Origin of the sequence: Acidithrix ferrooxidans (assembly GCF_000949295.1) — a bacterium.
Taxonomy (GTDB): Bacteria; Actinomycetota; Acidimicrobiia; order Acidimicrobiales; family Acidimicrobiaceae; genus Acidithrix; species Acidithrix ferrooxidans.
Map to the genome: position 1 here is coordinate 56,258 of NZ_JXYS01000027.1, position 12,845 is coordinate 69,102.

Sequence of the window (12,845 nt, forward strand, 5' to 3'; positions counted from 1 at the left end):
TTTATTATTCTGCCTTAGGTTGCCTTGTATCTAAGGCAGAATCTGTCTTAGATACAAGTCTCGTTAGTCTCGAGACCTTTGAGGCTTTTCAACTTGGCCAAAGGACAATCTGTAAAGCGCCTGATGTTTAGGTAGTTCGCATATGAGCCCGTCTGGGCGCAAATCGGTCGCTATGAGTTAGGGGAGAATCGTCGAATCGAGCTAGAATCGACAATTCAAAGCGTCTCTTCTTCTTGGGGTTGTTTCGATTTCTCAGTTGAATTATTTTCGTTCCAGCACTTCTGGCAGATCCCCAGAATTGAAAAATGATATGCCCGGATATGAAATCCTAAACGAGCACTGAGTTCAAGCTCTAAGCGTGCGCTTAGATCCGGTGGTGCCTCTAAGGTAGAGCCGCACGATTCACAGACTAAGTGTTGGTGGAGGTTTTCTGAGAGATGATAGATCGCCTTCCCATGGCCAAGGTGTACATGTTCAACGATTCCGATCTCTTCTAGTGTTTCGAGGGCCCGATAGATAGTTGACAGGTGAATCTCTGAATTGATGGCTCCAACTGCGCTAAAGATCTCTTCTGTGCTAAGGTGCCCATTGGACCGAATGATTGTCTCAAGAACCATCATTCTCGCCGGAGTAACACGTGCTCCTGCTGCGCGAATTCGCGCAGCAGGATCTACGGATTCTTTTTCGGAGAAAAGGCTGGCCCTTGAGTCGCTGTTCATTTGTTCATTTGTTTGTATTCGAATCTATAGCCGAGTCCACGAACGGTACTGATGTAGGTTGGGGTTGATGGGTCTGGTTCGATCTTGCTTCTTAGTCTCTTGATGTGAACGTCAAGGGTTTTGGTATCGCTTGTGTGGTAAGGGCCCCATACCCTATCAATTATCATATCTCGTGTCATAACTCTATTGGGATTCGACATCAGTAACTCCAACAGCTCGAACTCTTTTAGCGGTAGCGCCACAGGGACTTGGGCAACACGTAGTTCGTGGCGGGCGGTGTCCAACACAATCTCGCCTATCTCAATCATGTCCTCGATCTCAATTGAGTCGATAGCGTTAGGTGAGCGCCTAAGAACAGCCCGGATTCGAGCCGTAAGCTCTCTCATTCGAAATGGCTTTGCAACGTAGTCGTCGGCGCCGACTTCTAGGCCAACTACCGTATCTAATTCCGAGCTTCGTGCGGTCACCATGATTATGGGTACCTGGCTAGTCGCTCGAATTGTCTTGCATACATCGATCCCAGAGAGCTTGGGGAGCATTACGTCTAATAATATAACATCAGGATTTACTGAGGCGAAGAGGTCGAGCGCCTCTCTTCCATCACGGGCTACGGCTACAGTCATGCCCTCTTTCGAAAGGCCTAGGGTGATTGCGTCAATAAATGACTCCTCGTCTTCGGCGACGAGTACGGTTGTGAGGGTCTTGTTCATTGATTGGCTCCTGGTTCGATTGGGAGGTGAATTTTGAAGGTAGACCCAGCTCCTTCGCGGGAATCCACCTCGATAGTGCCATTATGATTGCTTATGGCGTGCCTAACTATCGAAAGGCCCAAGCCTGTTCCACCGGTCTGTCGCGATCTGGCTTGATCGACGCGATAAAAGCGTTCGAAGATCCGTTCTATATCTTTTTGGGGAATTCCGATTCCATGGTCGACGACTGCTACGGTTACGGTTGAGTTATTTTGTGATATTTCTACCAATACGCTTGAGTTGGGTTCGGAGTATTTTACTGAATTGTCAATTAAATTTGTCAGCGCTGATCTTAGTTGTCCTCGATCGCCTAGAACGTAAGTATCTTCACTATTCAATCGTAGATCGATAGTTACGCGCTGGAGTTCTGCGGCGGGACTTATTTGATCGATTACCTCCATGGCAAGTTCGGGCATTGAAACCCTACTTATCGATGCTGCCCCCTCGGATTCAAATCTTGAGAGGTCGAGGAGATCGTCGATTATCTTGGCGACCCTAAAGGCTTCATTTTGAATTCGATTGGCCAGCCGCTGGCGAACGCTTGGTTCATCTTCGAACGCCAAGGTCTCCGCGAGAAGGCCGAGTGCTCCGATGGGTGTTCGAAGTTCGTGGCTAACATTTGCTACGAAGTCTCGGCGAATGGTGTCCAATTGATTTCGCACAGTTAAATCATCGACGATGGTTATGACGCCTAGCGCCAATCTTTCACCGACCGAGGTTGTCCTAATTATAAAGTCTCTTTTTGGAGGTCCAAAGATTGAAAAACTCTGCTCTTTGAAGCGACCGTTCAATGCACTATCAACGGCTTCATTGATAGCGCGCATAAGCCCTGCCTCTTCGTGGCGCGCATTTTCTAACTCTTTGGCGACTTGGTTGGCAAAGTAGGTACCTCCACTGCTATCGTGGATAAATACCGCCTGAGAGACGCTGTCGAGTGCACTTCTTAGGCTCTCGACCTCAAATCTCAGATCATCTTCGTTGCCGCCGCTAACAATATTTTCTATCGAGTCGTCCATAGCTCATTCTCACTCAGTGGAACCCTACGTCAAAACTATAGGCAGTTGTGACTCTTTCGTCACACGATGGGCAATATGAATTTAAACAAAAGTGCTATTAGATAATGAAATAGCATGAAACATGTTATAATTGAGTTATGAGAGAACTCCTACGGACTTCTATCGCACTGGTTGCCGACGTATCTATCACTCCTAGCATCTCCTCATTGCCTGGTTCGGCTGCGCTTCAATCGATCGCAAATGGAATTGCGGCGTGGGCTTTAGTTCTGTCTCTTGTGGGTCTTTTGGTCGGAGCAGCAATGTGGGCTTTAGGTGCACATGCTGGCAACTATCAACAAACCTACAGCGGAAAGAAGACTCTCGGCACATCCGCAGCCGCTGCGGTGGTAGTCGGGGCCGCTCCTGCATTGATAAATTTTTTCTTTCATCTTGGACAAGGCGTGCACTGAAAGACTTTGTCTTTTTTTGAAAGACTCTGTCGGCTGTCTACTTTTCAAAGAGTCCTTGGATTTTTTGATAGTGAATAGCACTTTGACACAGATTTAGACCAGCTCTTTTGTGAGAGTGTCTTTGGTTTTTGTACAAAAGAGAGCGCTTTTGCTTATTGCTCTGATTAGAGCCTCAATAAATGGCTAGTGATTTATCTAGCGTTGCATTCTCTGAAGTGGTGATTTTCGATGCTCATAGCTTCTTTTGCTTCTTCGATTGTCAGTGGTGCTATTAGCTCCATAGGCCGTTCGATCACAGATCAATTGATAAAGTCAAATGCCTTTCTTTCGGGGCATCTCTATCAATCCATTTCAAGCATGGGTGACCCAACCTTGAATTCCAGTTGGTTTCGGGTTCCCTACCAACGTCTCTTTGGTGTCGGGTTACTGATAGCACTGCTGTCTCTCTTGTCAGGGGTGGCTATGGCGGTAATCTCGGGAACAACCTATGAATCTATCAAAAAGATCGTAATTGCACTTCCTGTGGTTGGAGTTGGAAGTGGAGGTTTCCTTTCGTTTGTGACTCTGGGAATGAGGGCGGCTGACTCCATCTCGGGTTGGATCTTTTCTACCTTTTCAATGGCCTTACCCAGCAGTGGCCTACCAAAAGGGGTCTTGAGTAAAGGTACGTCCGGGCCACCTGCGCTCCTAGAGCTCTTTCTTCAGTTCTTCTATTTTGTCTTTGCTGGTCTCACCTACTTAGAGCTATCTCTTAGAGCGGCTCTCATCTATTTGGTGGTCGCTTTGATGCCGATAGCACTGGCGCTCTCAATAAATCCAAAGTTGCGAAGTTTTGTCTTTCGCCTTCTCCTTCTTTTAGGTGGAGTGGTTGGATCCAAGATAGTAATTGCGATGGGTCTTGGATTAAATGTGGCGATGGGGAACTCTTCTTCCAGGGGATCTTTTTCTTTGGCCATCTCTGGTACTGCAATTTTAGTTCTATCTGTTGTTTCTCCTTTTCTTCTGGTTCGACTCCTCCTTGGATTGGAGAATCCAGTTACTCCAGGGATCGAGGCGGCTCCGATGAGGGCTCTTCATCTGGCCTCAAAGATCTATAAGAGTGGATCTGAACACCTCAAAGGGCGATCTCGCTCTTCGGTGGATCTAGAAGGATATTCATCGAGGGTAGCTCTGCATCCAGGAACTAAAAATTAGAAAGCGAATCTCGACGCCGATGGGAGGGGATAATGAGCACCAATGGTGATCGCAATGATCAATTAGGACGTTACTTTGTCTCGAGTCTGAGACCTTATCGAATGGTAGTAGATCGCTATTCGATTGGAATCTTAGTTCTTTGCGGACCACTTCTAGGCGGCTTTGTCTTTTTATCGCTTGGTTCTCTAGCTTCGATAGAAAGAGCAGGACTTATTACGCTCTTGTTTTCGTCCTTGATTGGCTTTCGAAGTCGAGGTCTTCCTCTTTTAGGGGTTGGAATTCGATACGTCAAATACTGTCTTTCACTCAAGAGACTTAGGGGCTACTTTTTCACTATTTTTGTCCTGATAAAAGGCGAGCGATTGGCAGGTGACAGAGCAGGAGGTGACAGGTTTAACAGGGGCCCTCGAAGTCAAAGATCTCAGACGGGGAAGTTCGCTTTAATTGGAGGTAGCCTAGGGTTTGGCGGTCGTCTTCAATCCAAAAGCCCCCTCACAGCTATGCATCACGGTGAAGATCGAAGCTATATCGGGCGTCATCGAGGTGGATTGTTCGACCTTTCGCACTTTAGACGGCTTAGATCTAATGGGTCCGAGAGATCACCTTGGCGACTTTTGCCGATGGATGGTACGGTCCCAGCGGAGTCATTGACGAATTGGCTGCGTCGTGATGGGGACTTGGAACCAAGAGGTGATCTTGACCATCGAAGGTCGCGCCGCTTTTTCCATAGTTCAAAAGACCAAATTGAGGCGCTGGCCCATGGGCAACCACCAAGGGAGACTTTGGATGGCGGCGCTGACGCTTTGGTTGAAGAGGAGGTAGCAGAAGAGGTAGCAGAAGAAAACGGTGGCTACGATCAGCCAAAGCGAACTTCTGCTAATCACATGAGCGATGCCGATGGAGTCTTTAGCTTTGGGTTGGATGGCAAAGGAAGGTTCATCTTTGGTGATCACAAGAGTGGTGTTGGATACTTATATTCCAAAGAGAGATCTCGAATCGCAGTCATCGCCCATGTAAATGCGAATGTAACCCCATATCTTTTGGGCTCTTTGGAGCTAGGCGAGCGTGCCGAGCGTTTTTGTGATGCGCTGGATAACTTGTCCACCCTAAAGTTGGCCGAGATGGAGATCGCAATGGTAACTTTTGCCAATTGTACTGAAAGATTTGGAGGATATAGCTCCAACGATTCTAAGAAGAATTCGATAGGCAATGCCAGCCATCACAGGGGATCTAGCGATGACAACCCAGGCGCTTTTAGTGGCGATTTTATAGCACCTCTCAGGCAATATTCCCCTGAGGAAGCTGAGGCTGTAGCTGCAGTTGACCCAGATCTATCCCAAGGGGCAACTCCCTTCGACCTAATTGATCAATTGAATGAGCTGGATCGAACGATCATATCAAGCTATGGCGGCCCAAGTAGTTTTATTGCCCTCTCGGCTAGGTTGCCTCCTTTCTTTGAACGCAATTTTGAGAGGGGTTCCTCTCGAGATATAACCGATATTGGCTCAAATTGGCCACGTAACTTTGGACTGAATGTTTTTAGCTCCCCTAAACCTGGTGGGCCTGATAATAAGAGTCCTTTGGATTCCGCTGGCATTTCATCTACTAGTGGGTTTGATTCAAGAACTTCCAGTACCCAAGGTAGACGACTACCAAGAAGTCAAGGAGCTCCAGCAAGAAAGGATCTCTCAAAAGCCGCTAAGGACCAACGAAGAGCCGACCTCTTTTTGAGAGACCGAGGCCGTAGCGGAAATTCCAGGAGAAACTACAGCACCAAGAAAAGCTACAGCAGATGGCGCAAGTCTCCCCGTGATAACTCTGATCTAAAGCGAGAGGCTGACCTGAGATTATCTTCGTTTTTGACCGATGTCGCCGAGGACGCCTTGGTTCCAAGTTCCTCTTTGCTCGATGGTCACACAGATTGTGATAGCTCTACTGGCATCGATTTAGACGAGCTCGACGAAATGGAGCTGGACGAAATGGAGCTGGATGAAATGGAGCTGGATCCTCTGGGTCTGGCTTGTGAAGCACCGCCCCAAGCATCCCCTATGGTCGGTGTCAAATGGTGCTCTTTCGACGAGAAGAGACCTACCAGGTCGAATTATCCCATAGGGCCACCCAATACAAAGGCCAAAGATAAGGTCTTTGATCCTCCGGCGACCTCTGGTAGCTCAAGGGATAAAAATGCAAACTATGAGAATTTGTTCAAAGGCGATGCTTCGTCGTCCAAGGATTCACCAGGGGATTCACCCAAAGTCGCTTCGGTGGCAGAAGGAGATGATCTTGGATCTCGGGTAGTCTCGAGTCTCCTTGCTAAGACCATGGTGGACGCTCTCGAGAAGTTGTGTTTTAGTTCAGACCTTCCTCAATCCTATTTGGTTGGGGCCAGGGAGTTGATTGAGATAGAGCGGTATCTAGGCGATGGTGACTCCCAATGTGGAGGTGAATCAGAGAGATTTGGGGCGATATCAAATTCCAAGGGAGGATCTCGGATATGGAGGTTACGGTTGATGGCCACATCGAGGCTATTTCCTGGTGACTTTCTTAGGCTATTTAGGTTCCCAAGCTCACTTGATGCTTTGGTGATTTTTATGCGTCCGGTTAGCAAAAGGAAGATGGCTAATTCGATTCGAAGCCAAAGAGCCAAGGGGACCGCAGGTCTAATGGCTTCAAGAGACCGAGGCTTTATTGCGAATCGAACCAAGGATATGCGTGCGGTTGGCCTTGATGACCTTGACATTGACCTATTGAACGGGCATGTTGGTTATGAATATTCGTGCCTTTTTATCGAGAGCCAGAACCCAAAAGGCCGACGGCCAATAGGTGAGACCTTTGAGGCTATGTCTATGAGCGTCGCCCTCGAAGTTGGTAAGCAGGCCGAGCTTATCAATCGAATTCGTTCCTTCTCGTTCTTTTAAAAGAACCTTTCAGAATGATAATTGCCTAAATCAAGCCGAAGGAGCCCCTGAGCTTAGATAAAAGTACCCACTTTGTGATTTAGCGCTATTTGGCTTGGCTGCCTAACGAGTCGAATTGGGCTCATGACGGCAAGAATTAGGTATTTTCATTTGGTGATTTTGAATCTAAGTTGTAAATCTAGTCAAGGATCTCCCATGAAATTAAATGCGATAGCAGATATTGAATCAACCACGGCGCTCTCGCTCTGGTTGCCAGGATTTTGTGAGACCGGCTCTCAAAATGTAGCTCCGATCCTTGGTGCCTCAAGGTTCGGCGGTAGATTTGGTTTTAATCCATTTGAGCTCTATCGCGACGGCGTGATCTCTAACCCTAACGCCTTTGTCTTTGGCCAAGTCGGAAAAGGTAAATCCGCCCTATTGAAGAGCTATCTCGCTCGAATGTTTCTTTTGGGTTATCCATCTGTAGTCTTTGATCCAAAGGGAGAATATGGCGCTTTGGCACGCTTTTTTGGCTTTGATCCGATTGACTATCTGGCATCCAAGAGAGGGGTTAACCCTTTCGTGGAGGTGGAAGGGGCACCTAATGGTCTTTTAGCACGGGAGCTAAATAGCGAAATGGCGACATATGTCATCTCTGTGGCTTTAGGAAGGAGACCTACCGAGATTGAGCATCTTGCCATATCGGAGGCGCTGAATGAGATTACAAGGGGAGTTGACTTCTTCAAGTTGCGATCATGCCTGGAGAAGATCGACCGTAGTGGAGGTCCGACCACATGGAGAGGCTCGTATTCAATCGGGAGTCTCGCTAGTCTGCTAGCGGTATTGGATTCGCTGATTGAGTCGGGTCTAGTCGCTCAAAGTGAGTCGTCTTTTGATCTGGGCAAAGTTTTAGGCAAGAGCATTTTAGTATTTGACTTATCAGGCCTCTTTGGATCCGGCCGATATCCACTCGTAGTAGCGCTATTGCTGGGGGCGCTTAGAGCTCACAAGATGACCCGGGATCTTCCTCCTCTCATAATTGCCATAGATGAGATTTGGGCGCTGATGAGTGACTCAAATATTGCGAGTTGGCTAGGTAGCTATTGGAAACTATCAAGAGGAATTGGAATTGCAAATATAGGAGTTAGCCACAGGCTGAGTGACTTCTCAGGCGGAGATGATGTCGGTGCCCATTTAAAATCACAGTCGCTCAATAGCTCTACAAACTATTCCAATGGACCTAATAGAACTGTGATAAGCGAGATAAACCGTGGTCTTGGAATGATCAACGATACAGAGACGATAGTTTCGTTCGCGCTTGAAGTGGACGAGGCCCATCACCTTTGCAGCGCCTTTGGATTTTCCCTAGAAGTGGCACCGCTACTGCGTCAACTACGAAAGGGAAGTGCGCTGTGGAAGATTGGAGAGCGAAATCTGTTGGTGGATCATTATTTAACTTCAATCGAGACGGCTCTCTTCAATACGGACGCACCCTTGCTTGGCAGGGGCGCACGAGCTAGACCTAATTGAGTCAACCGCAATAGATTGAATGAAGTTATAAACTCACTCTAAATCTTGAATTGTCAGTGACTGCCAAATCAATGGCGGCCAAGGTATGGGCTGCTGTTTCCGTGGCGGTTTTATGGGAAGCTTGTAGTGGAGATTTCCGCCTATTTTGTCTTGCGCAAGTTTTTTTTCTATCGAATTGCTAGAAGCCTAAATGAAAGCCGAGCCAAAAAATCCAGGTCTTTGACTCTAATAGCCATGGCGCTTAATAAAGTGCCAGATGTAACTGTGAGATAGTGATTGGCCCAGACTGATTGCCCAGACTGATTGCCCAGACAGATTGCCCAGACAGATTGCCCAGTCTGATTGGCCCAGTCTGATTGGGCCAGACTGATTGGCCCAGACTGATTGGGCCAGTTGGGCCGTTCTTGCCATATTGGATTGGTTCATGGCGACCAGACTTATACCTCAACTAATCCAATCTGATCAGGTATCGGTTTTAGATCGATGTAAGGTCTGATTCTATGGAATGGCTTTAGTGGGCTATTATCTCGGGGCTCCAACTCGGGCTATTGCTCACTACCTTTGGCCTTGAGGCCCTTTTCTATTTGGAAATCAAAGATAGCAGTACCAGGCTTTTTGGCAATTGTTACTTTAGTTGTTACTTGGATGATTGTCGGTTTTGACCTTTCTGTATCTGTGACATCGTCCTTTGTCTTGACTGCTTTATTGGCACTCTGATCTCGGTCATTATTACTTTTAGGGTTAGATGGATCCTGCATCGTTGATCTATCCGTTGCAATCTCTATCTTAGGTCCACTATTTGGGTGGTCTTTTTGGGCGCAAAAAGTTATTTGTTTGGCGTTTTGATGGCGCTTTGGTGGGTCTTATTTTTCCTTTTGATTTTTCCTTTTGGTTTGTTTGGTTGACATTAGGAGCGTTTCATGGTTTTTAGCTCGTTGAAGAGCTGTTTTTCTTTTGGTAGGTCGCTTGATGTGGTGATGCCTCACCTTAGCGTTGGTAGCTTTGGTGTGGTTCTTGTCCTAGTGGCGATCTTTTTATTTGTTGGTGGCTCAAAGGGCGAGCACCAAAAGACCATGGGGAGGTTTCGACCAACCAAGTCGAGTCGCCGAGGAATTCATGAGGGAGTGCAATTTGCGGGTCGCTTCAATTTGAGCGACTTTAAAACTTTGAATCCCTCTATCTCTATAGGCAAATTGGGTTTGAGATCTATCCGACTTGATCGCCGGGACTCGGCAATCGTCTTTGGCCCCACACAGTCGTTTAAGACATCTCGACTGGCCATTCCGGCGATCCTGGAACATCGCGGGGGAGTGATCGCCTCGAGCGTCAAAGGTGATTTGATGGAGGCAACCATTGAGGCACGATCGACTATGGGTAGGGTGATCGTGTATGACCCGCTGGGAAGTACCGATCGAGGTAATTCTTTTTGGAACCCTCTCTCTAGAAAATTGGATGCTAATTCATCGAGACGACTTGCACAAGGTATCTGTTTTTCTCGAACTTTGCGCCATATGGGTGAAGAAGGGCAATTCTGGGCGACTTTAGCAGCTCGATTGTTGGCGCCACTGCTATTGGCAGCATCTCATTTAGGGCTAAGCATCATCGACGTGATCGGTTGGATTGATCAAAGGGACTTCGAGGAAGCTGGTAATTTTCTGATCGAAAACAACTATCTTGAATATGCCCGGTCGATAGCGGCGACCCTTGATTTGGATGAGAGAATCCTCTCGTCAATTCTTACAACCCTAGATCGCTCGATAACTCCGTTCTCAATTGGCACAACGCCTATTGAGGGCTACTTTGACTTGGTGGATTTCGATTCCTCTGGTTCGTCGAGTCTCTTTTTGATTGCCCCACCGAATCGACAAGGAGAGATTGGAACCGTCTTCGGCGCATTACTAGCAGAGATCTTCGATCGCATCTTTCAATTTGAAGTGACAGAGCGTGCTCTTTTGATCGTCTTGGATGAGGCTGCTAATTTAGCTCCGATAGCAAATTTTGACGAGATAATCTCGACCGTGTCATCCTTTGGCGTTCAGTTGATAACTATCTATCAAGATCTAGCACAGTTGCGTGCTAGATATGGCGAGGCTGCCACCACTATTGTAAATAACCATCGAGCTAAGATCTTTTTAGGGGCGATTTCAGATCCATCAACCATGACTCTCGCACAAGAGTTATGTGGGATGAAAAGTGAGTACCCAAATTCAATTTGGCAAAAGTCCAACTCAGATGGTGGCCAATTGCGCCATCTACTTGCACTTGGGGCACTTAGAAGGCTTCAGCCAGGTAAGGCTCTTTTGGTCTATGGTCATCGACCACCGGCCATAATAGAGCTCTCGGCAAGAATTCCAAGACGGTAGTTGTTATTATTTTTAGGTTTGTATCTGAGTTGCCGATACTAAGGCCGTGGGATACTCTGAACTTTCGCAATCACTCGAATACGAGACAGCATTACTTGAAAAACTCCTCTTCAAATTGGAAGAGGAACGCCTTTTAGTTGCCAATGAACGTCACCATTATTTAGGTGAAGCTAACTTTGAGATTCAAGCTGTAAGCGGCGAGATCAAGCATGCCGAACTGCGACGAGCAATCGCATCCTCGGAGGTCTGTGACTTTCTTGAGATCGATTCGATGGCTCCGCTGTCGGAGATTATTTCGGCGACTCCTGAGCCATGGAAGTCTGTCTTTGCTGAACAAAGAAGCCAGATGCTTTTGGTCACAGCCAGGATCGCTAAAGCGCAAAATGAGATCAATAGTCTCTTAGCACAGCGCATCGCTTTGGTTGAAGACGTTTTGAATCTAATCGATTCAAGCGGAACAACCAATCTCTACGGAAGGAATGGAAGGCGTAGCAAGGAAGCCACGATTTCACTATTGGATGGTCTATTGTGAGCAATGCCGGGATCTATATTGGACTCTCAGGGATTCAGGCGCAAACTAAAAGTATGGATGTCGTTAGCCAGAATATTGCTAACGTCAATACGCCTGGTTATACAAGGGAGACTGCTAACCTTTCGGCTGTTATCAACCCGGGATCCAACATAGGATCCGGTGCTATAGTAGCCTCTGTCTCTCAAATCTCTGACTCTTTTTTGCAGGCGCAAGCCCAAAGTGCCTCTGCGGATTCGCATGCGGCGACCAGCCTTTCATCGGCGCTTTCATCGGCTCAAACAAATTTTCAAGAGCCCTCGCCAATTGGAATTAATGAACAGTTGTCATCCCTTTGGAATGCATTTGATCAGGTCTCAAATCAGCCCAACCTTATGGCGGCTCGAACACAATTGGTCAATATTGCCCAACAACTCTCTACGACTATCAATAGTGATTCACAAGGGTTGACCAATCTTTATAACGGTACTGTGAGCCAGGTTCAGTCTTCGGTTACCTCGATCAATCAGCAGTTGAAACAGGTGGCCACTTTGAATGGCCAGATTATGGCAGCTCAGGGTCAAAATGGCGCGAATACATTGATAGATCAGCGAAATCAACTCGTCCAGTCGATTACCGACTCAATTGGAGCGCGAGTTGTAAATGGTAGTAACGGTTCCATATCGATCCTTTCTGGTGGTATTGCGCTAGTGAGTGGGATAGTAGCAGATTCGCTCAATGTTCAAGCTCCAACAGCGCCAGCTACTGGTACCGCATCGATCGTCTCGAACTCGACTGGAGCGACACTTCCAGTTACTTCGGGTACGATTGGTGGTAACTTGGCAGCATTAAATAATAATATACCGAGTTATATGACGAATTTGAATAACTTCGCCTATCAGCTTGCCACCCAGGTCAATGGTGCACTAGCGCCGTCAGGCGGAGGGTTTGGATACGCAACACCTCCTATTTCTGCTACTAACCAGCTTCCTGCTGGTCAACCGCTCTTTAGCGTGTCGACTTTATCGTCAACGGCTGCAGCGACGATCTCCGTCAATCAGGCAGTTTCAACAAATCCAAATTTAATTGCGTCCTCGTCGTCCTCGAATACACCTATGGATGGATCTATCGCGGCAGCGGTAGCTGCACTGGGGTCGTCATCTTCTAGCACATCTCCGGATGCACTGTACAACGCGATTGTTACTCAGGTTGGCCTTGACGTTTCGACGGCTCAATCAAATGTGAAGACACAATCTGCTCGCTCTCAATCTGCCACCTCTGCGTTAGCTAGCGTCTCTGGTGTAAATACAAATCAAGAGTTGGTCAATATGGTTGCCTTTCAAAATGCATATCAGGCGGCTGCAAAGGTAATTGCAACCGTAGCGACCTCAATTCAAAGTCTTATTTCGGCGGTGTAAGT

General features: G+C 47.3%; 11 protein-coding genes. 7 read left to right on the top strand and 4 right to left on the bottom strand.

Features of this window, described 5'->3' with window-relative positions; all coding sequences use genetic code 11:
• Positions 1–215: 215 nt before the first annotated feature.
• From AXFE_RS05910 to AXFE_RS05920, 3 genes are read right to left on the bottom strand one after another with little or no spacing between them, the layout of a single operon-like run.
• Positions 216–719, bottom strand: coding sequence for a Fur family transcriptional regulator (locus tag AXFE_RS05910; protein WP_052604974.1), 504 nt, complete (start codon positions 717–719; stop codon positions 216–218).
• Positions 716–1,429, bottom strand: coding sequence for a response regulator transcription factor (locus AXFE_RS05915; protein WP_052604975.1), 714 nt, complete (start codon positions 1,427–1,429; stop codon positions 716–718). Before AXFE_RS05915 ends, AXFE_RS05910 begins: the two co-directional genes overlap by 4 nt.
• Positions 1,426–2,484 carry a sensor histidine kinase gene (locus AXFE_RS05920; protein ID WP_052604976.1) on the bottom strand — a complete coding sequence of 353 codons (1,059 nt, stop codon included), beginning with the start codon at positions 2,482–2,484 and terminating at the stop codon, positions 1,426–1,428. Before AXFE_RS05920 ends, AXFE_RS05915 begins: the two co-directional genes overlap by 4 nt.
• A 137-nt stretch (positions 2,485–2,621) precedes the next feature.
• On the opposite strand from AXFE_RS05920, the gene AXFE_RS05925 reads away from it, so the two are divergent.
• The 4 genes from AXFE_RS05925 (at position 2,622) to AXFE_RS05940 (ending at position 8,554) form a co-directional block, all read left to right on the top strand.
• Positions 2,622–2,933 carry a DUF6112 family protein gene (locus AXFE_RS05925; protein ID WP_052604977.1) on the top strand — a complete coding sequence of 104 codons (312 nt, stop codon included), beginning with the start codon at positions 2,622–2,624 and terminating at the stop codon, positions 2,931–2,933.
• A 228-nt stretch (positions 2,934–3,161) separates the two neighbouring features.
• Positions 3,162–4,127, top strand: a complete 966-nt coding sequence (locus tag AXFE_RS05930) for a hypothetical protein (protein WP_052604978.1) — start codon at positions 3,162–3,164, stop codon at positions 4,125–4,127.
• A gap of 32 nt (positions 4,128–4,159) precedes the next feature.
• Positions 4,160–7,045 carry a hypothetical protein gene (locus AXFE_RS05935; RefSeq protein ID WP_052604979.1) on the top strand — a complete coding sequence of 962 codons (2,886 nt, stop codon included), beginning with the start codon at positions 4,160–4,162 and terminating at the stop codon, positions 7,043–7,045.
• A 195-nt stretch (positions 7,046–7,240) separates the two neighbouring features.
• Positions 7,241–8,554: a helicase HerA domain-containing protein gene (locus AXFE_RS05940; protein WP_052604980.1), complete on the top strand. Its 1,314-nt coding sequence runs from the start codon at positions 7,241–7,243 to the stop codon at positions 8,552–8,554.
• Positions 8,555–9,099: 545 nt separating this feature from the next.
• Here AXFE_RS05940 and AXFE_RS05945 read toward each other — a convergent pair.
• Positions 9,100–9,312 carry a hypothetical protein gene (locus AXFE_RS05945; protein ID WP_052604981.1) on the bottom strand — a complete coding sequence of 71 codons (213 nt, stop codon included), beginning with the start codon at positions 9,310–9,312 and terminating at the stop codon, positions 9,100–9,102.
• 162 nt (positions 9,313–9,474) lie between these two features.
• Between AXFE_RS05945 and AXFE_RS05950 the strand changes: the two genes are divergently transcribed.
• From AXFE_RS05950 to flgK, 3 genes are read left to right on the top strand one after another with little or no spacing between them, the layout of a single operon-like run.
• Entirely contained in the window at positions 9,475–10,917 is a 1,443-nt protein-coding gene (locus AXFE_RS05950) for a type IV secretory system conjugative DNA transfer family protein (RefSeq protein WP_052604982.1), read from the top strand.
• A 46-nt stretch (positions 10,918–10,963) separates the two neighbouring features.
• Positions 10,964–11,449 (top strand): flagellar export chaperone FlgN, encoded by a 486-nt coding sequence (gene flgN, locus AXFE_RS05955; protein ID WP_052604983.1) that lies wholly within the window; start codon positions 10,964–10,966, stop codon positions 11,447–11,449.
• Positions 11,446–12,843: a flagellar hook-associated protein FlgK gene (gene flgK / locus AXFE_RS05960; protein WP_052604984.1), complete on the top strand. Its 1,398-nt coding sequence runs from the start codon at positions 11,446–11,448 to the stop codon at positions 12,841–12,843. The genes flgN and flgK overlap by 4 nt, the downstream gene beginning before the upstream one ends.
• The last annotated feature ends 2 nt before the right edge of the window (positions 12,844–12,845 follow it).